This is a genomic window from Streptomyces sp. SAS_281 (genome assembly GCF_052542855.1).
In genome coordinates this window covers 1-22,311 of sequence record NZ_JBMNDO010000044.1, presented here as the reverse complement: position 1 = coordinate 22,311, position 22,311 = coordinate 1, and the positions used below count along the sequence as shown (strand labels likewise).

Below are 22,311 nucleotides of genomic sequence, written 5' to 3'. Positions count from 1 at the left end.
TGCCCCCTCGGGGCACCGGTCCCCACCCGCCCGACGTACGGTCAGCCGCGGTCGGCGCCGGCGCTCCGACCACGGTCCACGGCGGGGAGCGGGCGCGGGATCTCGCCCGCGCGCACACGGCTCCGCCTGCGCGCCACGGCCGGGGAAAGGCGAGTCGCCCCGGCGACCGCGACCGCCTCGGCGGCCTCCGCGTCCACGGTCGCGGAGGGCGCCGCGCCCGTCCTTCCCGGCGCCGGACTGCTCACCGCCGGTGACGAGGCGGGCGAAGGGGTCTCGGTCTCCGTGCCGGAGGACGAGCCCGCCGCCAGTTCGCCGAGGCGTGCGTCGGTGAGAGAGGCGGGGGCGTCCCCCCACCTTTCGGCATACGCCTCCCGCAGCCCTTCGGGCACGGGCCGGATGCCCAGCTCCTCCGCCTGCGCGTCCGCCCGCTCCTCCAGCTGCCCGGCCCCCCGGCCGGCCGCCTCGGCCATCGTGTGGTGCAGGTCCGCCCGCCCGTCGAGGACCAGGGCCTCATTGCGCCAGCGTTCGGCCTGGGCGGGATCCGCGCCCGGCAGCTCGTCCCGTTCGTCGGCGAGCCTCCTGAGCCGGGCGGACCCGGTCGCGGCGTCGAAGGCGCGCTCGTAATGGCGGCGGGCCTCCTGGAGCGCCCTGGCCGCCTGCTCGGAGTACGTCGCGGCGGGGGCGACGGACTCGGCGCCGCCCAGCAGTTCCGCCACCGTCTCCGCCGACGTGCCGTGCTCCAGGTCGAGCCCGTGCCTGGCGAACAGCTCGTCCCGCAGGGCCCCGGAGGTCCGCTGCCTGGCCGCACTCTGCGGCCACCTGTCCACCTGGTCCCACACCCCCGCGACCTCGGAGGCGCTCGCCGTGGCCCACCACTCCTCCGTGCTCAGCCTGGCGCGGAGATCCGCTCCCTGGTACACGTGGCGGGGATCCTCGCCGCGCATCTCCGCCGTGACGGCCTGGGCCTGTACGTTCAGCCGCTTCCAGGTCTCGCGCAGCCCGGCCCGCTCGTCGCCGCCGTCCGCGAGCAGCCGGCCCGCCTCCTCCGTACGGATCATCTCCGCGAGAACCGCGTGATGGACCTCTTCGAGGGTCCCCGCTTCCGCCCCCGAGACGAGGCGCCGCTGCCGGCGCGTCTCCGCGTCGATCACCGCGTCCGCCCGGTCACCGGTGACCCGGGCCGTCGCGTCACCCCCCGCGGGGCTCCCGTCGTTGGCGACGGTCTCGATCACGACGCCGCCGTCGGGCGTCCGCCCCTCGCCGTCGCACCACTGCCGCAGTTCCCGCGCGGCGGCCGCCTCCGTCTGCTCCCCGGGCGCCGTACGCAACTCGCCCCGGTGCATGATGTGCTCGGGATCGGCCGGGTCACGGATGACATAGAGGGTGGAGGTCTCGCCCCAGCGTGCGGCGTCCTCGCGCGCCGTGCCGGCCTCATCCCGCAGGCCGGGCGAGCCGAGGGCCAGCGCCTTGGACAGTTCGGGCACGTTCAGCCGCACTTCCGCCGGCCTCAGCCCGTAGCGCTCGTCGAGCTGCCGGCGCAGGTGCTGCAGGGTCGCGGCCGCGGCGGGGTCCGAGGGCGCCCACTCGTGGGCGGCCTGCCAGGCGCGCCCGATGTCACGGGGCTGGGGATCCTTCCAGAACTCCTCGTCCCAGGCGCCCCTCAGCACGGGCTCGGCCCGCTGCCGGTCCTCCCAGACCGACCGGGCCGCCTCCTGCCTCTCGCGCTCCCACGTCCGCTGCCGGTGCCGCGAGACCTCCACCGCGACGATCTCCGCGATGGTCAGGGCCACCCGCACGCCCTCGGACCACAGTTCGCCCGCGGCACCGGTGATCTCGTTCGTGGTGCGCTCGTTCTCCTGCCCGTCCATCTCCCCCGGAGCGAACACCGTGATCCCCGATCATCCAGCCAGCAGAGCCTGTGGCCGCGATCGTCCCACGCCCCGGACGCCCGCAGGCGGCAATCGGACCACTCCGCGCGACGGCACCGGGCCGCCCGGCGGCATCGGCCCGGAACGACGAAATCCCGTCCAGCCAGAGGCTGGACGGGATTTCCTTGTGCAGTGGACCTGTGGGGATTTGAACCCCAGACCCCCTCGATGCGAACGAGGTGCGCTACCAGACTGCGCCACAGGCCCTTGCGACGTGTGAAACTCTAGCACCCTCCAGGGGGTGCTCGGAAATCCGTTCCGCGCTGGTCAGCCGTGACGTGGCCCACGGCCGTCCGGCGCGATGTCACTCGTTGGCCGCGCGGGGGCGGTCGCCGTCCTCGTACTGGTCGAAGAGCGGGGTGCGGCCCCGGTCGCGGGAGCGGCGGGACTGCGGGGAGCGCCGGCGCGGCGCCGGGTCCGCCGGGCGGGCCGCGGGGTCCGGCTGGGCGGGCTCGGCGGCGCTGGAGCGGGCCGCGCTCCAGGTCTCCGGGTCGCCGACCTCGACCCCGCCCGTGGCGCGCGGGGCGACCGGGGCGGTGACGTAGGTGGGCAGGGGCACCGGGACCGGCTCCCAGCTGTCGCCCTGGACCCGGCCGCGCTCGCGCTGCTGGTCCACCCACTCCGCGTGGTCCGTCTGCTCGACCAGGGCGCGGCGGCCGGCCTCCTGCGGGGAGACCGTGGGCGTCGGCTCGGGGACCGGGTGGCGCGGCTCGGAGTCCTCGTCGGCCTCGGCCGGTGCCGTGGCGGCGGGCTGATGGCGGCGGGGGCGGTTCTCGCGGAGCCGCTGGGCCGCCACCTCGGCGCGCCGCTGGTCCATGGTGAAGGCGAACCGGCGCCGCTCGTGCGCCCTCAGGTGCGCGATGTACGCGCTGAGGAGCACCGCCGGGACCGCGGGCGCCCACAGGAAGCGCAGGCCGCCGACCGCGGCGACGATCGCGCCGGACGTGAAGGCGAGGAAGAGGATCACGGTGGTGCGCCGGCGGCGCGCGAGGACCTGGTGGCGCTGGGCGCGCCGGGCGCGTTCCGCGTCGATGCCGCCGGGGCGCGCGCGCCGGGCGGCGGCGGGCTCGGCGCCTCGCTGCTTGCGGGGGGCGCGCTCCGGCGTACCGGCCGGGTCGTGCATCCGGGCCTCGGTGTGCGCCGGGGGCGCGGCGAAGGCCCGGACGTCCACGGGGTCCATTCGGTCCGTGTTCACGTCCGGGTCGGTGTCGGGTGCCGCCTCGTCCTCGGTGCGCTCCTGGAGCCCCTTGGCATAACGGCGCTCCATCGCCGCCCGGCCGGACAGCAGCCGGATGGCGGTGCTGAAGCGCTCCGTCGGACGCTCTTCGTTCAGCTCGTCCTGCCTGCGGAGCCACATCGGCACCAAGTAGGCGGCCCAGGCCCCGACGATGACTGCGTAGATGAGGCCGCTGCTGCTCACATCCCACACCGTAGAGGGGTTTGCGCGGAGGCATCCGCCAATTGGCGCGGTGTGTCGCACGATCCGGCCGATATCACGGACTTTTTTTCTGAGGGGCCGGATCAGCCGATCGAGAGTAATTCGAACAAACTTTTTATTTATGCGGGAGGCTCCGGCTGATCCGTACGGGGAACGGGCCGCGTGCGGTGCCACCTCCGCAGCAGCCCGCCCGGCACTTCCTCCGCCGTGAGCGCGTAGATCAGGTGGTCGCGCCACGCCCCGTCGATGTGCAGATAGCGCGGACGCAGCCCCTCCTCACGGAATCCGAGTTTCTCCACGACCCGTCGGCTGGGCCCGTTCTCGGGCCTGATGCACACCTCGATGCGGTGGAGCCCCACCACCTGGAAGCAATGGTCGACGGCGAGCGCGACGGCGGTGGGCATCACCCCGCGCCCGGCCACTTCCCGGTCCACCCAGTAGCCGACGTGCCCCGAGCACATCGAGCCCCAGGTGATCCCGGCGACGGTCAGCTGCCCGACCAGCCGGCCCCGGTACTCGATGGCGAACGGCAGCATCCGGCCGGCGTTCGCCTCGGAGCGCAGATGGCGGATCATCTGGCGGTACGTGGGCCGCTGGGCGACCGGTCCGCCGGGCGCGGGCGGCGGGACCGTCGCCTCCCAGGGACGCAGCCAGTCCCGGTTGCGCCGGTTGACCTCGCGCCAGTCGCGCTGGTCGCGCAGCTTGATGGGCCGGAGGGCGACATCGCCGTCCGCCAGGATCACCGGCCAGGTCGGGACGTTCAGCTCGGGCTCCCGGGTCGGGGGTGGTCGCCGCCGCGCAGCTGGTCCACGGCGTGCACCAGGAGCCGTTCGAGGACCGCGAGGCCGTCGCGCACCCCGCCGGTCGAACCGGGGAGGTTGACGATCAGGGTGCGGCCGGCCACGCCCGCCAGGCCGCGCGAGAGCGCGGCGGTGGGGACCTTGTCGCGGCCCTCGGCCCGGATCGCCTCGGGGATGCCGGGCACCTCGTGGTCCAGGACGCGGCGGGTGGCCTCGGGGGTGCGGTCGGTGGGCGAGATGCCCGTGCCGCCGGTGGTGACGACCACGTCGTACGCGGCGGCCACGGCGGCCCGCAGCGCCCGCTCGACCGGGTCGCCGTCGGGCACGACCTCCGGCCCGTCGACGGTGAAGCCGAGCCCCGCCAGCGCCTCGGCGATCAGCGGCCCGCCCCTGTCCGCGTAGACCCCGGCGGACGCGCGGTTCGACGCGGTCACGACGAGGGCGCGGTACGGGGCCGGGGCGCCGGGGGCGCTCACGCGCCGGTCCCGGGCGCCTGGGCGCGTACGTAGTCGCCGGACTTGCCGCCCGACTTGGCCTCGACCCGGATGTCCGTGATGACCGCGGCCTTGTCGACCGCCTTGACCATGTCGACGACGGTGAGCGCGGCGACCGACACCGCGGTCAGGGCCTCCATCTCGACGCCCGTGCGGTCGGTGGTCTTCACCGTTGCGGTGATCTCCACGGCGTCGTCGGCCACGCTCAGCTCGACGCCGACCCCGGAGACGGCCAGCGGGTGGCAGAGCGGGATCAGGTCCGGGGTGCGCTTGGCACCCATGATCCCGGCGATCCTCGCGGTGGCGAGGGCGTCGCCCTTGGGGACTCCCTCGCCCCGGAGCAGCTCGATCACACGCGGCGACACGAGGACCCGGCCGCTGGCGCGGGCGACGCGCGCGGTGACGTCCTTCCCGGAGACGTCGACCATGCGGGCGGCCCCCGCCTCGTCGATGTGCGTCAGCCTGTTCTGCGTACTCAACTCACTCCGCCTAGCGGTAGGGCGCCGGATTCCCCGGGCCGCACCGGGGCGCGGGTCCGGGAGCCGGGGGGTGTCCCCCGGACGGCACAGCGCCAGATACCGTACCGCCACCGGGGTGCGGTCAGCGGAGCAGGATCACCTCGGTGTCGGAGCCGGGTTCGGCGGAGGTGACGTCCTCGCGGAGCACGATCAGGGCGTCCGCCTGGGCGAGCGCGGCGATCAGATGCGAGCCGGAGCCGCCGACGGGCGTGACGGTGCCGGCCTCGGCGTCGTACGTCCCGCGCAGGAACTGGCGCTTCCCGGCGGGTGAAGACAGGGCCTTCTCCGCGACGAGCACGGCCTGCGCCGTCGGGCGGTCGAGGGCGGGCAGGCCCATCAGGGCGCGGATCGCGGGGCGGACGAACAGCTCGAAGGAGACGTAGCTGGAGACCGGGTTCCCGGGGAGGGCGAGCAGCGGGGTGTGCTCGGGGCCGATGGCGCCGAAGCCCTGCGGTTTGCCCGGCTGCATGGCGAGCTTGCGGAAGTCCACGCCGCCGCCCGGCCCGTCCTCGTCGCCCACGGAGGACAGGGCCTCCTTCACCACGTCGTACGCGCCGACGCTGACGCCGCCAGTGGTGACGACGAGGTCGGCGCGGATCAGCTGGTCCTCGATGGTGGCGCGCAGGGTGTCGGCGTCGTCGGCGACGGCACCGACGCGGTAGGCGATGGCCCCGGCGTCCCGGGCGGCGGCGGTGAGCGCGAAGCTGTTGGAGTCGTAGATCCGGCCGCCCGTCAGCTCGCCGCCGGGCTGCACGAGTTCGCTGCCGGTGGACAGCACGACGACGCGGGGGCGGGGCCGCACTTTGACGGTGGAGCGGCCGATCGCGGCGAGCAGCCCGATCTGGGGCGGCCCGATCACCGTGCCCGCCTTGAGCGCGAGGTCGCCGGGGCGCACATCGCTGCCCCGCTCCCGGACGTGGGCGCGGGCTCCGGCGGGGCGGTGGACGCGGACCTCGCCGCCGGCGCCCTCCGGGGCGTCGCTGTGGGCGCGCATCGCGTCGGCGGGGCCCTCGCCCGTACCGCCGTCGGTCCACTCGACGGGGACGACGGCCTCGGCGCCCTCCGGGAGCGGGGCGCCGGTCATGATGCGGGCGGCTTCCCCCGCGCCGACGCGCCGGCCGGGGCCGAGCCCGTCGTCACCGGCCGCGACGTCCCCGATGACGGTGAGGACGGCGGGGAACTCCTCGGTGGCGCCCTCGACATCGGCGACGCGGACCGCGTAACCGTCCATCGAGCTGTTGTCGAAGGGCGGCAGGGCGACCTCCACCACGACGTCCTCGACCAGGACGCAGCCCTGGGCCTCGGGCAGTTGCAGCTCGATGGGTTCGAGCGGCTTCACCGCGGCGAGGATGTCTTCCAGGTGCTCGTCCACCGTCCAGATCGTGCTGCTCAACGTGCTACATCTCCTCGGTGACGTACCGGCGGAGCCAGCTGCGGAACTCCGGCCCCAGATCCTCACGTTCGCACGCGAGTCTGACAATGGCACGCAGATAGTCGCTGCGGTCGCCGGTGTCGTAGCGGCGGCCCTTGAAGACGACGCCGTGCACGGGCCCGCCGGCCTTCTCGTCCTCGGCGAGCAGTTGCAGGGCGTCGGTCAGCTGGATCTCGTTGCCCCGGCCCGGCTCGGTCCGGCGCAGTATCCCGAACACGGCGGGGTCCAGGACATAGCGGCCGATGACCGCGAGGTTGCTGGGCGCGTCGGCGGGTTCCGGCTTCTCGACCAGGCCGGTGACGCGTACGACGTCCGACTCGGCGGTGGGCTCCACGGCCGCGCAGCCGTACTGGTGGATCATCGTGGGCGGGACCTCCATGAGCGCGATGACGCTGCCGCCCTCGCGCTCCTGGATCTCGGTCATCCGGGACAGCAGCGGGTCGCGGGGGTCGATCAGGTCGTCGCCCAGGAGCACCGCGAACGGCTCGTTGCCGACGTGCGGCGCGGCGCACAGAACGGCGTGGCCCAGGCCGCGGGGGTCGCCCTGGCGGACGTAGTGCATGGTGGCGAGGTCGGTGGACTCGCGGACCTTGCGCAGCCGGTCGGCGTCGCCCTTGCGGGTCAGGGCGCCCTCCAGCTCGTAGTTCCGGTCGAAGTGGTCCTCCAGGGGACGCTTGTTGCGGCCGGTGATCATCAGTACGTCGTGCAGTCCGGCGGCCACCGCTTCCTCGACGACGTACTGGATGGCAGGCTTGTCGACGACAGGCAGCATCTCCTTGGGAGTGGCCTTCGTGGCCGGAAGGAAGCGGGTCCCGAGGCCCGCCGCCGGGATGACGGCCTTGCTGATCCTGGAGTTCGACTGGGTCATGCGCTGAACCTTAACGGGGCCACGTGGGCGGAAGATGAGGCTCCGGTTAACTTTGTCCTCATATAGACCTGTCCGAGAGGCCGGTGGGTGTCCGTTGAACACCGACATGTCCGCAAAGGCCGTACTGCGGCGCGATCTGCTGGCCGCACGCCGCCTCCTGACGGACCGGGACGTCGAACGGGCCGCCACGGTTCTCGCCGCCCATGCGCTCGGACTGCCGGAGCTGAGCGGGGCCCGTACCGTCGCCGCGTACGTCTCGGTGGGGCGCGAGCCGGGAACCCGCGCGCTGCTGGACGCGCTGCGCGCGCGGGGCGTCCGGGTGCTGCTGCCGGTCCTCCTCGCCGACAACGACCTGGACTGGGCGGCGTACGAGGGCGCCGAAGGGCTCGCCAAGGCGGGGCGCGGGCTGCTCGAACCCACCGGTGAGCGGCTGGGCCCCGACGCCGTCCTGGAGGCGGACGCGGTGCTGCTGCCCGGGCTCGCGGTGGACGCGCGCGGCATGCGCCTGGGGCGCGGCGGCGGCAGCTACGACCGGGTGCTGGCCCGCCTGACGGCCGCCGGAGCCGTACCCGCGCTCATCGTCCTGCTGTACGCGAACGAGGTGACCGCACGGGTGCCCGCGGAGCCGCACGACTTCCCCGTGAACGCGGTGGTCACACCACAGGGCCCCCGGCGCTTCAGCGCGAGCTGAGGCACCGGGGGCCCTGAGGGGCGCACTCACGGTTTGAGGGTCAGCGTGTCCGTCGTCGTCCCGGCCACGGCGTTCGTGCCGTAGGCCCAGGGCAGCAGTTCACCGTTGACCCACTTGTCGGTCTGGTCGGTGTAGTGCGCGCTGAACGCGTGCCCGGAGGCGCCGGTGAGGTTGATCCAGCGGGACTTGTCCCAGTCGGCCACGTTGACGACCATCCGCATCGACGGCACCCAGACCACCTCGTAGCCGCCGGCCGCGTTCCAGCCGGTGGCGTCCACGGCGGCCTCGCCGCCGCCGAGGTTCCAGGGGCCCCGGTTCAGGACCCGCTGGAGGAGTCCGGGGCCCTCGGTGCCCAGGGTCTGGTTCTTCAGGGTCAGCTGGTGGAGCCGGCCCCAGTTCCAGGTGGTGATGTCCTTGCCCAGCTTGGCCGTCAGCTCCCAGCGGGCGTCCTCCATGGCGCGGGCGAACAGCTCGTCGCGGGTCACGGTCGCCTTGTCCTTGCGGCTCTTGGGCGACTTCCACCACGTGCTGTCCGGCTTGTCCATGAGGTTCGCGACGACCTGGTACCAGCGGTCACCGCCGTCCGGCTGCGCGGAGTCCGGGGAGCGCTGGCCGCACTCGCGTACCAGCCGGTCCTGCTCGTCGGCCGGGCCCGAGTTCTTGGCCGGGGGCACGTTCAGGCACTCGCCCTCGACGCGCATCTCCTTGGGCAGCTTGTCGCCGAAGGCGAGCTTGAGGATGTTGCGCCAGACGCCGTTGAAGTACGCGGCGGCGGCCGAGTCGGCCTCCTGGGTGTAGTCCCAGCCCTCCAGCAGCTTCTGCGCCTGGCGGACGTCCTTGTCGGCGACGTTGATCTTCAGCAGTTCGGGCACCAGCAGCGCGGCGATCTCGCTGGTGTTGTCCATCTGCATCTTCTGCATGTCCTCGGTCGAGATCTTGCCGCCGCCCTTGATCTTCGACTGGATGAGGTCGTTGATCCGCTGGCTGCGGCTGCCGTAGCCCCAGTCCTTGGTCAGCAGGTACGGGTACGTGTCCTCGTCGATCACGGCCTGGTTGGCGGTGACGATGTAGCCGCGCTTCGGGTTGTACTCGTAGGGCAGCTCGTCGAACGGGATCGGGTCCTTCTTCCAGCCGTACGCCGAGGACCAGCCGGGGCTGGGCGTCGTGCCGTCGCCCTTCTTGCGGACCGGGATCGTGCCGGGGGCCTGGTAGCCGATGTTGCCCTTGGTGTCGGCGTAGATGAGGTTCTGCGAGGGGACCTCGAAGTGCTCGGACGCCTTGCGGAAGCTCGTGAAGTCCTTGGCGCGGTTCAGCTCGAACACGGCGTCCATGGAGTGGCCGGGCTGCAGCGCGGTCCACTTCAGGGCGACGGCGTAACCGTCGGCGCGGTCCGGGGCGGAGTTGGTGACGGGGGCCTTCTGGCCGACCTTCTCCAGCTCGCTGCTGCGGTCGGAGACCAGCGGGCCGTTGTTGGTCTCGCGGACCGTGATGTGCCGGTCCTTGCCGCCCGCGACCTTGATGGTCTCCTCGCGGGTGGTGAAGGGCTTGGTCCTGCCGTCGTACAGGTAGCCGTCGGAGGTGACCTTCTCCAGGAAGAGGTCGGTGACGTCCGCGCCGAGGTTGGTGAAGCCCCAGGCGATGTCCTGGTTGTGGCCGATGATCACACCGGGCATGCCGGAGAAGGTGTAGCCGGCGGTGTCGTACTTGCAGGTTTCGGAGACCTGCCGGCAGTGGAGGCCCATCTGGTACCAGAGGGACGGCAGCATCGGCGCGAGGTGCGGGTCGTTGGCGAGCAGCGGCTTGTTGGTCGTCGTGTACCGCCCGGAGACCACCCAGGAGTTCGAGCCGATGCCGGTGCCGTTCGGGCCGAGCAGGGCGGGGATCTCGTCCAGGGTGTCGGAGAGCGCGCCGAGCTGCGTGTTCAGGCCCTGGGTCGCGCCCGCCACGGTGCCGGCGCCGGTGCCCTCGGAGTCCGTGGCCTTCGGGTCGAACGTGCCGGTGACCGAGGAGATACCGCCCTCGGTGACGATCGGCTGGTGCTTGTCGTACGGGTACTCCGGGTAGAGCTGATCGATCTCGTCGGCGTCGAGCCGGCTCGTCATCAGCGAGCGGTCGATCTCGTCCTGCATGTTGCCGCGCAGGTCCCAGGCCATCGCCTTCAGCCAGGCGACCGAGTCGACCGGGGTCCACTTCGTCGGCTTGTAGTCGTTGGTGAGGCCGAGCGCCGCGTACTCGACGGAGATGTCCTTGCCGTCGCGCCCCTTCAGGTAGGCGTTCACGCCGTCCGCGTACGCCTGGAGGTTCTTCTTGGTCTCGTCGGACAGGACGGTGTCGTACTCCTCCTGCGCGACCTTGCGCCAGCCCAGCGTCCGCAGGAAGGAGTCCGTCTCGACCTGTCCGGAGCCGAACATCTCGGAGAGCCGGCCGGCCGTCAGGTGGCGGCGTACGTCCATCTCCCAGAAGCGGTCCTGCGCCTGCACGAAGCCCTGGGCGCGGAACAGGTCGGCGTCCGAGTCCGCGTAGATCTGCGGGATCCCGTAGCCGTCGCGCTTGACGTCGACGTTGCCGGAGAGCCCGTCGAGGTGGATGGTCCCGCTGGTCTGCGGGTAGGAGGCCCGCACGGTGGACACGGACCAGTACGTTCCGTAACCGATGCCCGCGACCAGCGCCAGCACCAGGACGATCAAGAGCAGGCGGGCGCGGCGTCCCTTCTTCCTCTTCTTGCGCGGCCCGCCACCGGCGGTACCGGTGGATCCGGAGGAGACGGTTGTTGTGGCGGGCATCGCTGTCCTTCGAGGGCAGGGCGGTCCTGGGAGTGCAGGAGCAACCATAGGCGCAGCGCGTCACCCGCTCGGACGCGGTATCAGGATGGCTCGAATTGCGTAGCGATCGTACGAATACTCGAACGCATCAAGAAAACGTTAAAGATTAGGTAAGGTAACGAAGTACCGGCCGCCGGAAGACGATCCGGCAGGCGTACGCAGGGAAAGGACCGGCCACTGACTGTCCACTCGCTCAACGAACTCCTGCTCGCCTGCTCACTCGTCCTGCTCGTCGCCGTCGTGGCGGTACGCATCTCGTCCCGCAGCGGGCTCCCCAGCCTGCTCCTGTACCTGGGCATCGGCATCGCCCTGGGCCAGGACGGCTTCTTCGACGTCAAGTTCGACAACGCGGAGCTGACGCAGGTCATCGGCTACGCGGCACTCGTCGTGATCCTCGCCGAGGGCGGCCTCGGCACGAAGTGGAAAGAGGTCAGACCCGCGCTTCCGGCGGCCGCGATGCTGTCGCTGGTCGGCGTGGCGATCAGCGTGGGCGTGACCGCGGCCGGGGCGCACTACCTGGTCGGCCTGGAGTGGCGGCAGGCGCTCATCATCGGCGCGGTCGTCTCCTCCACGGACGCCGCAGCCGTCTTCTCCGTGCTGCGCAAGGTCCCGCTGCCCGCCCGCGTCACCGGCGTCCTGGAAGCCGAATCCGGCTTCAACGACGCCCCCGTGGTCATTCTCGTCGTCGCCTTCTCCACCATCGGCGAGGTCGACAGCTGGTACGTACTGATCGGCGAGATAGCCCTGGAGCTGGCCATCGGCGCCGCCGTCGGCATCGCCGTGGGCTGGCTCGGCTCGTACGGGCTGCGCCATGTGGCGCTCCCCGCCTCCGGCCTCTACCCGATCGCCGTCATGGCCATCGCGGTGTCCGCGTACGCGGCCGGTGCCATGCTCCACGGCAGCGGGTTCCTCGCCGTCTACCTGGCATCGATGATCCTCGGCAACGCCAAGCTGCCGCACTGGCCGGCGACCCGGGGCTTCGCTGACGGGCTCGGCTGGCTCGCCCAGATCGGCATGTTCGTCCTGCTCGGCCTGCTGGTCACCCCGCACGACCTGCTGGACGACTTCTGGCCCGCCGTCGTCGTGGGACTGGTGCTGACCGTGGTGGCACGGCCGCTGGAGGTCTTCATCTCGCTGGTGCCGTTCCGGTTGCCCTGGCAGGAGAAGGCCCTCATGTCGTGGGCCGGGCTGCGCGGCGCCGTACCGATCATCCTGGCGACCATTCCCATGGTGTCCGGAATCGAAGGCTCCACCCGGGTCTTCAACATCGTCTTCGTGCTGGTCATCGTCTACACCCTCATCCAGGGCCCGACCCTCCCCTGGCTCGCCAAGGCCCTCGACATCAAGGACGACCCGTCCGAGGCGTCCGACCTGGGCATCGAATCGGCGCCCCTGGAACGGCTGCGCGGGCACCTGCTGTCCGTGGCCATCCCCGCGAAGTCGAAGATGCACGGCGTCGAGGTCGGAGAACTCCGCATGCCCGCGGGCGCCGCGGTCACCCTCGTGGTGCGCGACGACAAGAGCTTCGTACCCGCCCCGTCCACGGTGCTCAGACGCGGCGACGAACTGCTCGTCGTGGCCACCGACCCGGTGCGCGACGCCGCCGAGGCACGGCTGCGCGCGGTCGCCGAGGGCGGCAAGCTGGCCGGCTGGCTCAAGCAGGGCACCGCCGAGCAGGAGGGGCACAAGCGCAACGCGAAGGCACACCACTGAACCCGCACCGCGTTCACAGGCGGCGAGGGGCGGAGCGCCCACAATCACAGGGTCCCCGCCCTTCCTGCCTGTAGCATGAAGGAAACCCAGAACCACCGATTGATCGACCAACTCTGCCTGACGCAGAGCTGGCGCGACCGTATGGCGGTCGTGGCGTCCTCCGTACCGGCTGTGCCCCGCACACCGGCCGCGAGCGCCCGGCATCTACCGCAGTTCCGCGCGAAGAGGACAGCTCTCGGCATCCCCACCCGGGCCCGCACCCCTGTGTCGGCCGCCCCGGGGGCACGGCCACCAGGCGGCAGAAAGGCAAGGACCGTGGCGTCCACGGTCTCCGAACGCCCCGGATACGGGCAGTTGCTGCGCACCCCCGGGGCGTGGACCTTCCTCCTTCCCGGCTTCGCCGCACGGCAGCCCTTCGCGATGCTGACCATCGGCATCGTGCTGCTGGTCCAGCACACCACCGGCTCGTACGGCAGCGCCGGCGCCGTCGCGGCCGTCACCGGGGTCTCCATGGCCCTGTTCGCGCCGCAGACGGGCAAGCTCGCCGACCGGTTCGGCCAGCGGGCCGTGCTGCTGCCCGGCGTCCTGGTCCACGCCGCCTCCGTCTCGCTCCTGGTGACGCTCGCCCTGGCGGACGCGCCCCTCTGGGCCCTGTTCGCCGCGGCCGTCCCGACCGGCGCATCCGTCCCGCAGATCGGCCCCATGGTGCGGGCCCGCTGGGCGGCCGTGCTCGGCGCGGCACCGGGCCGCGAGGCGTCCCCGCTGCTGGCGACGGCCGCCGCGTTCGAGTCGGTGACGGACGAGTTCACCTTCGTCATCGGCCCGGTCGTCGCCACCGCGCTCTGCACCGGCGTGCACCCGGCGGCCGGCCTGGTCGCGGAGGCCGCGCTCACCCTGGTCGGCGGTCTGCTCTTCGCCGCGCGGCGCGCCACCCAGCCGCCGGTCCGCGACCGCTCCCTGCCCGGCACCGGGCGGCACGCCTCGGCCCTGTCCATCCCCGGCGTACGCGTGCTGACGGTCGCCTTCCTCGGCATCGGCTCGGTCTTCGGCGGCATGCAGGTCTCGCTGACCGCGTTCGCCGAGGAGATCGGCAACCCGGGCGCCAACGGCGTGCTGTACGGGATCTTCGCCGCCGGCAACATGCTCGCCGGGATCGCCTGCGGGGCCGTCGCCTGGAAGTCCGGCCCCCGCCGCCGCCTGCTCGTCGGCTACACGGCGCTCGCGCTGACCGCGTCGGGCCTGTGGGCCGTGCACTCCGCGCCGCTGCTCGCCGGGCTCGGCCTCCTGGTCGGGCTCTGCATCGCTCCGGCCCTGATCAGCGGCTACACGCTGGTCGAAGCGCTGGTGCCGGGCTCGGCGCGGACGGAGGCGTTCACCTGGCTGACGGGCGCGGTCGCGCTCGGCCAGGCGGCGGCGGTGACGGTGGCCGGCCGACTCGCGGACGGACACGGCGCGAGCGCCGGTTTCCTGGTCCCGCTGGTGGGTACGGTGCTCGCCCTGGCGACCCTGCTGACGCTGCGGTCGAGGCTCCTGCCGGCCGGTGCGGGGCGGACCGTCGCGCGTGGTATCGGTCACCGCGGGCCGGTCACGGTGGACTGATCCAGCGGAATACGTCACTATGGAGCGTCGTTAGCACTCATCGAGTCAGAGTGCCAGGAGGAACAAAGTGCCGACCTACCAGTACCAGTGCACCGAGTGTGGCGAGGGCCTCGAAGCGGTGCAGAAGTTCACCGATGACGCCCTCACGGTGTGCCCGAACTGCGACGGACGCCTGAAGAAGGTGTTCTCGGCGGTCGGCATCGTCTTCAAGGGTTCCGGCTTCTACCGGAACGACAGCCGCGGCTCCTCGTCGAGCAGTACGCCGGCTTCCTCCGCCGCGAAGACCTCCGGTTCCGGATCGTCGTCCACCTCTTCGACGTCCTCGGACTCGAAGTCCTCGGCCGCCCCGGCGTCCACGTCGTCGGCCTCCTCGTCCTCTTCATCGACGAGCGGTTCGTCGGCCGCCTGAGCGCCCGGCTCCACAGCTTTCGCGTGGACCCCGCCGGACTGCCCGGCGGGGTCTTCGCGCGCCCGCGCCCGCCGGACGGGGCTTCGCGGACACGGCCTAGGGTGACCGCATGGCGAACGCAGAGATCGGCGTGATCGGCGGCTCGGGGCTGTACTCCTTCCTGGAGGACGTCACCGAGGTCCGCGTGGAAACCCCTTACGGAGACCCCAGCGACTCCGTCTTCATCGGCGAGACGGGCGGCCGCCGGGTCGCCTTCCTCCCCCGGCACGGCCGGGGCCACCACATGCCCCCGCACCGCATCAACTACCGCGCCAACCTGTGGGCGCTGCGCTCGGTCGGGGTCCGCCAGGTGCTGGGCCCGTGCGCGGTGGGCGGCCTGCGCCCGGAGTACGGGCCGGGCACCCTGATCGTGCCGGACCAGCTGGTGGACCGCACCAAGACCCGGGTGCAGACCTATTACGACGGTGTCACCCGGGCCGACGGGGTCCTGCCGAACGTGGTGCACCTGGGCTTCGCCGACCCGTACTGCCCCGAGGGCCGCAAGGCGGCGCTGGCCGCCGCGCGGGGCCGGGACTGGGATGCGGTGGACGGCGGCACGCTCGTGGTGGTCGAGGGGCCGCGCTTCTCGACCCGCGCCGAATCGCGCTGGCACGCGGCGATGGGCTGGTCCGTGGTCGGCATGACCGGCCACCCCGAGGCGGTGCTCGCCCGCGAACTGGGCCTCTGCTACACCACGATGACCCTGGTCACGGACCTCGACGCGGGCGCCGAGGCCGGTGAGGGCGTCTCCCACGAGGAGGTGCTGAAGGTCTTCGCCGCCAATGTGGACCGGCTGCGCTCGGTCCTCTTCGACGCGGTGGCGGCGCTGCCGGCGGCGGACGAGCGGGACTGCCCGTGCGGGCACGCGCTGGACGGGATCGAGACGGGGATCGCACTGCCGTAGCGAGCCCGTGGTACGTGCGACGGGGCCTCGGCCTGCCCGTGTTCCGGCCTGCCGGTCTTCCGGTCTTCCGGTCTTCCGGCCTGCCCGTTGGTTGGCGGCTGTCGTGTTCCCGCCCGCCGTGTTCCGGCTTGCCCGTGTTCCGGCGGCCTGCCGGTGGTCCCGCCTGCCGGTGGTCCCGCCTGCGGGTGACGGAGTTTTCCACATGCGGTGGACGGTCCACAGGCTCCGGCGGGAATCGGGCGACTGGTGGATCGTGGGGGCTGTCCAGCGGCCGGAACCTCGGGGGTTCCGGCCGCCGGGCCCAACCCATCGGCCCCTGACGCAGGCGGTGTTCGCGATGCGCTCGTCCGGTTCCCCCTCCTTCCCCCAGACCGCTTCCGCCGCTCCGTACACCGGCGCGCCGCCGGGGCCGTTGCCCGCGCCGCCGCCGTGCGGGGTGCCCGCGTTCCCGCCCCTGCGGGTGCGTGGGGGTGCCGGTCAGCGGCTGCGCCGTGCGACGTGGCGGCAGCGGCGGTCGTTGGCCGCGGGGCTGGCGCTGACGGCGGCCGCGCTGGCCGTCTCCGGGCCGGCCGGGGGCGGCACCGGCGGGCACGGCGGTGATACGGCGCGGGCGGCGTCCCGGGAGCGGGCTTCCCCTCCGGTGCGTCTGGTGTCGGCGCCGGTGCGGATCGCGGACGCGGAGACCGTGCGGCTGCTGCGGCCGGGCGACCGGGTGGACGTCGTCGCGTCGGGAGGTCCCGGGGCGGCGGAGGCCCGGGTGGTGGCCAGGGGTGCGCGCGTGGAGCGGGTGCCGCGGGCGGGCGCCGGGGGCCCGTCGGGCGAGGGGGCGCTGGTCGTGCTCGCGGTGCCCAGGGCGACGGCGGCCGGACTCGCCGGGGCGGGGATCTCCGGCGGATTCGCGGTGGTCCTGTGCTGAGGCGTGCTGCCCGGACCGTACGGCGCCGGCTCGCCGCCCCGCGGGGGGCGTGGCGTCAGATGTGGTGCGGCGGCTTCTCGTCGAGGAAGCGCGCCAGGTCCGCGGCACTGCCGCCGGACGGGGCCCGCTCGCCCCACCCCTGGTCCGTGTCGTCCGCGGACTGCTGGTCCAGCGGATCGTCGAAGATCAGCGCCGGCCTGGGCCTGGGCCGGTCCGGCGTGGTGGGCTCCGCGTCGCGCGGGCCGGGGGCGGGGGCGGTACTCATGCCTCCAGGGTACGGCCGTGCCGCCCCGGCCGGCCGGTCAGCGGTCCTTGGGGTCGAGCATCCAGAGTCCGAGGACGACGAGGAACGACAGGCAGAGGAAGCCGGCCCCCCACCACGCGGTGCCGGAGTTGCCCTCCATCCACTCGTCCACGATGACCGTCAGGCCCCACAGCTGCCCGATGACGACGGACATGGCCAGCACGAGGCGGGCGGTGAGCTTGGAGGACCGCTCGGGTTCCTGGTCGGTCCCGGCACCGGGCCCGGGCCCGGTGTGGCGGACGCGGGGGTCGCCGTAGCCGCTGGTGGGCCGGATCTGCGGGTAGCGCTCGTGGACGGGCCGGTTGAGCTCTGCCCGCGCGCTGCCGGGGTGGTACGCCGGGTAGTGCGGGCCGGGGTGCTGCGGGGGCCCGGGGCTCTGCGGGTCGGGGGCGGGCTGCGGGCCCGGGGCCCCGGGGGCCGTGCGGTCGTCGTCGCTCATGACGGGCTCCCGGGGGTGTCGGACGCACCTGCTCCGGTACGCGTGCGGGACGGGCCGGGGGCGACCGGTCCGGGGGCCACGGTGCGGGCGGTTCCGCCGGGGGCGGCGGGTGCCTCGGCGCCGTCGCGGACGCCGGGGCAGCCGAGGCGGGAGGCCAGGTCCGGGCGTTCCTCGCCGAACTGGCGGCACAGCCCGTGCTCGATGCTCTCGCCGGAGCGGGTGGTGCCGACGGCCCAGACGCTGCCGTCGGTCTCCTCGGTGAGCACGACCTTGGGCAGCCCCCGGGGTGGCGGCCCGGCGGTGACCTCGCCGCTGCGGGCGTCGAAGACGCCTTCGTGGCAGGGGCAGTACAGCTCGCCCTCGGTGCCCCGGTCCTTGCGCCAGAGCACGCCGCAGGCGAGGTGGGTGCAGATGGCGGAGTAGCCGACGAGGGTGCCGTCGTTGAGCCGGACGGCGACCGCCCGGTCCTCCTCGTCGGGGTAGTCGAAGGCGATGGACTCGCCGGGAAGGAGTTGGGCGGCGATCTTCTTCGGGGCGGGGGCCTTGCCGTCGTCGGGGTCGCCGTGGCGGGGCAGGATGCCGCCGGCGACACCGAGCCCGCCGATGGCGAGCCCGCCGGACACGGTGGCGACGATGCGCAGGTAGTCGCGCCGGGTGGTGAGGGCGTCGGCGGCGATCCGGTCGTGCAGGGCCTCGCGGGGGTCGCCGGAGGCCGGCTGCCCGGGGGCGGCGGGGGGCGTGCTGCCGGCGTCGCGGGGCGGGGGCTGCTTCGGGTCGCCGGGGGGTGGGTAGTCGGTCTCGGTCACCGTCGGACGTCCTTCCCGTTGATCTCCACGACGGGCAGGCCGCCGGGGACCGGCCACTGGACCCGGTCGGCGGGCACGACCATCGCGACGCCGGTGCGGACCTCGCTCTCGCCGAAGACGAAGGAGTCGGCGACCTGGACACCGGGCCGTTCGGCCTGGAGCTCCTCGACGGTGCCGTAGAAGAGCGCTCCGGTCGGACAGACGGTGGCGCACATGGGGGCGAGGCCGTAGGCGGTGCGGTCGTAGCAGAGGTTGCACTTCATCTGCAGCTTCGCCTGGAGGTCGATCTTCGGTACGCCGAAGGGGCAGGCGTTGACGCAGTTGGCGCAGCCGATGCAGCGGGTGGTGTCGGCCTGCTGCACGACGCCGTCGGCGGTCACCAGGATCGCGTCGGCGGGGCACACCTCGGCGCACGGGGCGACGGGGTCCTCGCAGTGCATGCAGACGGTGGGAAGGGAGGCGACGGACTGGCCCTCGTCGGTGTAGTCCAGGTGGATCATGGACTTGCCGCGGTGCGAGTCGCACTCGCGGCAGGCGGAGACGCACGCCTGGCAGCCGATGCAACGGCCCGGGTCGATGAAGATCGTTCGGCCCATCATGCGGGCATCAGCTCCTCTCCGAGGTGCCGCGGCCCTGCGGGGACGTGGGCGGCAGCGGGTCGGTGCGGGAGACCTGGGCCTCCGGATAGGCGACGTGCCCGGGGGCGACCGGGGGCGCGGGGACCTCGTCGATCCGCTCGGCGTGCTCGATGCGGCAGGCGCACACCTTGTACTCGGGGATCTTGGAGCGGGGGTCGAGGGCGTCGATGGTGAGCGCGTTGGCGGCGGTGGGGACCGGCCAGTGGTACGGGATGAAGACGGTGTCGGGGCGGATCGCCTCGGTGACCAGGGCGGGGAAGACCTCGCTGCCGCGCCGGGTGACGACGCGGACCGGTTCACCGTTGCGGAAGCCGTGGGAGGGATGGACCTCGGCCCAGGGGCGGGGGGTCTGTTCGACCAGGCCGCCGAGCCTGCGGGTCTGGTTGCCGGAGAGGAAGTGGGCGACGGTGCGTCCGGTGGTGAGCGTCATGGGGTGCTCGTCGTCGTAGGGGTCCATCGGCGGGTGCCACTCGACCACTTGGAGGTGGATCTTGCCGTCGGGGTGGTAGGTCCTGCCGTCCTCGAAGAGCCGGGGGGTTCCGGGGTGGTCGGTGGACGGGCAGGGCCAGGAGATGCCGCCGGTCTCCTCCAGCCGTTCGTAGGTGATGCCGTAGTAGTCGTTGACGGTGCCGGCGGAGGCGATCCGCAGCTCGTCGAAGACCTGGCGCGAGTTGTCGAAGGCGAACTTGTCGCCGGCGCCGAGCCGGCGGGCGAGTTCACACATGACCCAGGTGTCCGTGCGGACTCCCGGGGGCGGGTCCTGGGCCTTGTTGTGCTTGACCACCCGGGCCTCGGCGTTGGCCATGACGCCGTCGTCCTCGGCCCAGGTGGTGACGGGGAAGACGACGTGCGCGTTGGCGGCGGTCTCGGAAAGGAAGAAGTCGAATTGGGCGTGGAACTCGGTGGCGTCGTAACCCTCCTTGACCACCCGGTAGTTGGGCAGGGAGACGAAGGGGTTGTTGCAGATGCCGATCAGGCCGCGGATCTCGCGGCGCTGCATCTGCCAGACCATTTCCATCATCGAGGTACCGGCGGGCGGGAGCTCGGACTCCTCGATGCCCCAGATCTCGCAGATCTGCCGGCGGTGCTCCGCGTTGTTGATGGAGCGCCCGCCGGGGAGGAGGTCGGACTTCTGGCCGTGCTCGCGGCCGCCCTGCCCGTTGCCCTGGCCGGTGATGGTGCCGTAGCCGGCGCCGGGCTTGCCGATGTGTCCGGTGGCGGTGCAGAGGTTGATCACGGTGAGGCAGTTCTCGACGCCCTGCGAGTGGTGTTCGATGCCCCGGGCGTGCCAGGCCATGGCCTTGGGGGCGCGGGCGAAGGTGCGGGCGACCTGCACGATCTGTTCGGCGGGGATGCCGCAGATCTCGGCGGCGCGGGACGGCGGGTATTCGGCGACCTTGGCCTTGACCTCCTCCCAGCCGGTGGCGTGGGCGGCGAGGTACGCCTCGTCGGTGAGGCCCTCCTCGATGACGACGTTCAGTACGGAGTTGAAGAACGCCGAGTCGGTGCCGGGCTTGAGGGCGACGTGGATGTCAGCGGTCCGGGCGATGGCGGTCTCGCGGGGGTCGACCACGATGAGGCTGGCGCCCCGGTCCCGGGCGCCCCACACGTACTGGGTCATGACGGGGAAGCACTCGCCGACGTTGGAGCCGGCGATGAGCAGGCAGTCGGTGAGGAGGATGTCGGAGAAGGGGTTGCCGGCCCGGTCGATGTTGAAGGCGAGTTTGTTGGCGCCGGCCGCGCTGACCATGCAGAGCCTGCCGTTGTAGTCCACGTGCCGGGTCTTGAGGGCGACCCGGGCGAACTTGCCTACCAGGTAGGTCTTCTCGGAGAACAGGCTCGCTCCGCCGAGCAGCCCGAAGGCGTCGTTCCCGTACGTCTGCTGGATGCGCCGGATCTCGGCGACGGTGAAGTCGAGCGCCTCGTCCCAGGAGACCTCGCGGAAGTCCTCGTCCCGGGAGCGGCGCATCAGGGGGGCGGTGAGCCGGTCGGGGTGGTTGATCTGCTGGTAGGCGTTGATCCCCTTGGGACACAGGCGCATGCGGTTGATGTCGTGGTTGCGGGGCTCGACGCCGAAGACCTTGCCGCCGCGGTCGACGCGCAGATACATGCCGCACTGGACGCCGCAGAAGCAGCAGTGGGTGGGGACGAGGGTCTCGCCGTTCTGGTCGGCGTGCCAGCGGTCGGCGGGGATACCGCCCGCGTCACGGAAGGCGCGGGTGCCCGGCGGGGCGAGGGAGGGATCGATGGGAACGACCGCATGCGGTTCGGGCGTTCGCGAGTCCGCGGTCACTTGTAGCCCTTCTTCACCTGGGAGAGGTAGGCGCTGCCTCGCAGCACCCGCTTGCAGCGCGGGCAGTATTCGGCCCACTCGTCGAAGCCGAGGCTGAGATCGCGCATGGTGCCGCGCAGGTTGTCGACGTACGGGGTGGTGTCGATGGGTTCCTCGCAACGGCGGCAGGCGAAGACCTCTTCGTCCTGCCGGCCGGTGTACTTGAACAGCTGCATGCCGACGGCGGCGGGCCGCTGGACGATGTGGAAGAACTTCCCGAACGGGATGTAGATGAGGGTGAAGACCACCGCGACCATGTGGAGGATCGCCAGGAACTCGTAGCCGCCGCCGTGCAGGAAGATCGAGGAGAACGTGAGCAGCAGCCCGGTCACGGAGATGACGATGAGCGCGATCAGCGGCACCAGGTCGTAGGCGAACCGCTGCCCCGTGACGGCCGCCCGGTCCTTCATCCGCCGCCACAGGAAGTAGGAGGCGCCGGGAATGACGAGGACGGCGGCGATGTCCAGGCCGTGGAACATCAGCCAGCCGAGGAAGTCGAGGGAGTCGAACCCGAGGATCTTGAAGCCCCAGATACGCATCTCGTAGCCGGGACCGGAGCCGGTGCCCGAGGTGAAGGTGAACCAGCCCCAGGTGAGCGGGAAGGTGATCAGCGCGGCGAGGACACAGCCCCAGAAGATCAGCTGGTGGGCGGCCCAGCGGGCGTGCGAGCGGGCGCCGAGGAACTTCTGGAAGCCGAGGTAGGTGGCGATCATCTTCGGCAGCGCGGTGGGTGCGCGGCGGAAGTTGTCCACCGAGAAGAGACTCCCCCAGCCCTTCTTGAACAGCCGCTTGGCGCCGGGGGCGGAGACCCACACGGTGTACCGGTACGCGACGCCGAAGGCCAGGAACACCGTGGCGACGGCGTACGGCAGCAGCGCGGAGTCGAAGTGCTCCAGGAACCGGCTGCCGAGCACGATGGCGACGACGAGCAGGAGGGAGACGATGACGCCGGCCGCGGTCGCCCGCGCGGTGACGGACCTGGGAACGAGCCCCCCGGCCCGCCGGGACCCACGCGGCGCCGGCGCGCCGCCGGCTTCGTCGACGGCTCCGGTACGGCCCCCGGGGGCGGGCTGCGCGGCTGCGCCTGCGGCTTCAGGTGGCTCTGTCACGGTGCCACGGTAGGGCGGTGTGGGTCGGTTGGTCCTGTTTTGCGGGCCCAGGGGAGTGGGCGAGTCGCGGGTGGGGGCGGGGGCGGGGGCGGGGGCGGAGATCGGAAGAGCA

20 protein-coding genes and 1 tRNA gene are annotated in these 22,311 nt (G+C 72.5%); 6 read left to right on the top strand and 15 right to left on the bottom strand.

Features of this window, described 5'->3' with window-relative positions:
- Window positions 1-41: 41 nt before the first annotated feature.
- The 8 genes from ACN6LM_RS18515 to galU all read right to left on the bottom strand — a co-directional run bounded on the left by ACN6LM_RS18515 (window position 42) and on the right by galU (window position 7,478).
- On the bottom strand, window positions 42-1,886 hold the full coding sequence (locus tag ACN6LM_RS18515; protein WP_445066476.1) for a hypothetical protein: 1,845 nt from the start codon (window positions 1,884-1,886) through the stop codon (window positions 42-44).
- A 175-nt stretch (window positions 1,887-2,061) separates the two neighbouring features.
- Window positions 2,062-2,135, bottom strand: a tRNA-Ala gene (locus ACN6LM_RS18510).
- Window positions 2,136-2,232: 97 nt separating this feature from the next.
- Window positions 2,233-3,348: a divisome protein SepX/GlpR gene (gene sepX / locus ACN6LM_RS18505; protein ID WP_445066474.1), complete on the bottom strand. Its 1,116-nt coding sequence runs from the start codon at window positions 3,346-3,348 to the stop codon at window positions 2,233-2,235.
- Between the two features lie 137 nt (window positions 3,349-3,485).
- Window positions 3,486-4,109, bottom strand: a complete 624-nt coding sequence (locus ACN6LM_RS18500; protein ID WP_445066473.1) for a GNAT family N-acetyltransferase — start codon at window positions 4,107-4,109, stop codon at window positions 3,486-3,488.
- Window positions 4,110-4,126: 17 nt separating this feature from the next.
- Window positions 4,127-4,642, bottom strand: coding sequence for a MogA/MoaB family molybdenum cofactor biosynthesis protein (locus ACN6LM_RS18495; protein ID WP_445066472.1), 516 nt, complete (start codon window positions 4,640-4,642; stop codon window positions 4,127-4,129).
- Window positions 4,639-5,139, bottom strand: a complete 501-nt coding sequence (gene moaC / locus ACN6LM_RS18490) for a cyclic pyranopterin monophosphate synthase MoaC (RefSeq protein WP_425813936.1) — start codon at window positions 5,137-5,139, stop codon at window positions 4,639-4,641. Before moaC ends, ACN6LM_RS18495 begins: the two co-directional genes overlap by 4 nt.
- A 121-nt stretch (window positions 5,140-5,260) precedes the next feature.
- Window positions 5,261-6,571, bottom strand: a complete 1,311-nt coding sequence (gene glp, locus ACN6LM_RS18485; RefSeq protein WP_445066470.1) for a molybdotransferase-like divisome protein Glp — start codon at window positions 6,569-6,571, stop codon at window positions 5,261-5,263.
- Between the two features lie 4 nt (window positions 6,572-6,575).
- Window positions 6,576-7,478, bottom strand: a complete 903-nt coding sequence (galU, locus tag ACN6LM_RS18480) for a UTP--glucose-1-phosphate uridylyltransferase GalU (RefSeq protein WP_445066469.1) — start codon at window positions 7,476-7,478, stop codon at window positions 6,576-6,578.
- A 106-nt stretch (window positions 7,479-7,584) separates the two neighbouring features.
- Here galU and ACN6LM_RS18475 point away from each other — a divergent pair, with 106 nt between their 5' ends.
- Entirely contained in the window at window positions 7,585-8,169 is a 585-nt protein-coding gene (locus tag ACN6LM_RS18475; RefSeq protein ID WP_445066468.1) for a 5-formyltetrahydrofolate cyclo-ligase, read from the top strand.
- A 26-nt stretch (window positions 8,170-8,195) separates the two neighbouring features.
- Here the strand turns inward: ACN6LM_RS18475 and ACN6LM_RS18470 are convergent, their stop codons facing one another.
- On the bottom strand, window positions 8,196-10,952 hold the full coding sequence (locus tag ACN6LM_RS18470) for a penicillin acylase family protein (RefSeq protein ID WP_445066467.1): 2,757 nt from the start codon (window positions 10,950-10,952) through the stop codon (window positions 8,196-8,198).
- 243 nt (window positions 10,953-11,195) lie between these two features.
- On the opposite strand from ACN6LM_RS18470, the gene ACN6LM_RS18465 reads away from it, so the two are divergent.
- The 5 genes from ACN6LM_RS18465 (at window position 11,196) to ACN6LM_RS18445 (ending at window position 16,571) form a co-directional block, all read left to right on the top strand.
- Window positions 11,196-12,704, top strand: coding sequence for a potassium/proton antiporter (locus ACN6LM_RS18465; RefSeq protein ID WP_445066522.1), 1,509 nt, complete (start codon window positions 11,196-11,198; stop codon window positions 12,702-12,704).
- A gap of 315 nt (window positions 12,705-13,019) precedes the next feature.
- The gene (locus tag ACN6LM_RS18460; RefSeq protein ID WP_445066465.1) at window positions 13,020-14,303 is read left to right on the top strand and encodes an MFS transporter; all 1,284 of its coding nucleotides are present in this window, start codon (window positions 13,020-13,022) and stop codon (window positions 14,301-14,303) included.
- Between the two features lie 67 nt (window positions 14,304-14,370).
- Window positions 14,371-14,712, top strand: a complete 342-nt coding sequence (locus ACN6LM_RS18455) for an FmdB family zinc ribbon protein (protein ID WP_445066464.1) — start codon at window positions 14,371-14,373, stop codon at window positions 14,710-14,712.
- A 109-nt stretch (window positions 14,713-14,821) separates the two neighbouring features.
- Window positions 14,822-15,655, top strand: coding sequence for an S-methyl-5'-thioadenosine phosphorylase (locus tag ACN6LM_RS18450; protein WP_445066463.1), 834 nt, complete (start codon window positions 14,822-14,824; stop codon window positions 15,653-15,655).
- Window positions 15,656-15,992: 337 nt separating this feature from the next.
- Window positions 15,993-16,571, top strand: coding sequence for a hypothetical protein (locus ACN6LM_RS18445; RefSeq protein ID WP_445066462.1), 579 nt, complete (start codon window positions 15,993-15,995; stop codon window positions 16,569-16,571).
- A 55-nt stretch (window positions 16,572-16,626) separates the two neighbouring features.
- Here ACN6LM_RS18445 and ACN6LM_RS18440 read toward each other — a convergent pair whose 3' ends face one another.
- Genes ACN6LM_RS18440 through ACN6LM_RS18415 form a run of 6 tightly spaced genes read right to left on the bottom strand, consistent with a single transcriptional unit; the run spans window position 16,627 to window position 22,199 of the window.
- A complete protein-coding gene (locus tag ACN6LM_RS18440; RefSeq protein ID WP_445066461.1) occupies window positions 16,627-16,836 on the bottom strand; it encodes a hypothetical protein in 210 nt (69 codons plus the stop codon).
- 37 nt (window positions 16,837-16,873) lie between these two features.
- Window positions 16,874-17,314 (bottom strand): hypothetical protein, encoded by a 441-nt coding sequence (locus ACN6LM_RS18435; protein WP_445066460.1) that lies wholly within the window; start codon window positions 17,312-17,314, stop codon window positions 16,874-16,876.
- Window positions 17,311-18,120 carry a QcrA and Rieske domain-containing protein gene (locus tag ACN6LM_RS18430; protein ID WP_445066458.1) on the bottom strand — a complete coding sequence of 270 codons (810 nt, stop codon included), beginning with the start codon at window positions 18,118-18,120 and terminating at the stop codon, window positions 17,311-17,313. Before ACN6LM_RS18430 ends, ACN6LM_RS18435 begins: the two co-directional genes overlap by 4 nt.
- Window positions 18,117-18,719 (bottom strand): 4Fe-4S dicluster domain-containing protein, encoded by a 603-nt coding sequence (locus tag ACN6LM_RS18425; protein WP_360861213.1) that lies wholly within the window; start codon window positions 18,717-18,719, stop codon window positions 18,117-18,119. The genes ACN6LM_RS18430 and ACN6LM_RS18425 overlap by 4 nt, the downstream gene beginning before the upstream one ends.
- A 7-nt stretch (window positions 18,720-18,726) precedes the next feature.
- On the bottom strand, window positions 18,727-21,051 hold the full coding sequence (locus ACN6LM_RS18420) for a molybdopterin oxidoreductase family protein (protein WP_445066457.1): 2,325 nt from the start codon (window positions 21,049-21,051) through the stop codon (window positions 18,727-18,729).
- Window positions 21,048-22,199 (bottom strand): MFS transporter, encoded by a 1,152-nt coding sequence (locus tag ACN6LM_RS18415; protein ID WP_445066456.1) that lies wholly within the window; start codon window positions 22,197-22,199, stop codon window positions 21,048-21,050. The genes ACN6LM_RS18420 and ACN6LM_RS18415 overlap by 4 nt, the downstream gene beginning before the upstream one ends.
- Window positions 22,200-22,311 lie beyond the last annotated feature (112 nt).

What these genes read in the sequence shown, in the direction of transcription:
- galU (WP_445066469.1), bottom strand. Translation starts at nt 7,478, where the DNA reads ATGACCCAGTCGAACTCCAGGATCAGCAAGGCCGTCATCCCGGCGGCG.
- ACN6LM_RS18475 (WP_445066468.1), top strand. Translation starts at nt 7,585, where the DNA reads ATGTCCGCAAAGGCCGTACTGCGGCGCGATCTGCTGGCCGCACGCCGC.
- ACN6LM_RS18470 (WP_445066467.1), bottom strand. Translation starts at nt 10,952, where the DNA reads ATGCCCGCCACAACAACCGTCTCCTCCGGATCCACCGGTACCGCCGGT.
- ACN6LM_RS18450 (WP_445066463.1), top strand. Translation starts at nt 14,822, where the DNA reads ATGGCGAACGCAGAGATCGGCGTGATCGGCGGCTCGGGGCTGTACTCC.
- ACN6LM_RS18445 (WP_445066462.1), top strand. Translation starts at nt 15,993, where the DNA reads ATGCGCTCGTCCGGTTCCCCCTCCTTCCCCCAGACCGCTTCCGCCGCT.
- ACN6LM_RS18440 (WP_445066461.1), bottom strand. Translation starts at nt 16,836, where the DNA reads ATGAGTACCGCCCCCGCCCCCGGCCCGCGCGACGCGGAGCCCACCACG.
- ACN6LM_RS18435 (WP_445066460.1), bottom strand. Translation starts at nt 17,314, where the DNA reads ATGAGCGACGACGACCGCACGGCCCCCGGGGCCCCGGGCCCGCAGCCC.
- ACN6LM_RS18425 (WP_360861213.1), bottom strand. Translation starts at nt 18,719, where the DNA reads ATGATGGGCCGAACGATCTTCATCGACCCGGGCCGTTGCATCGGCTGC.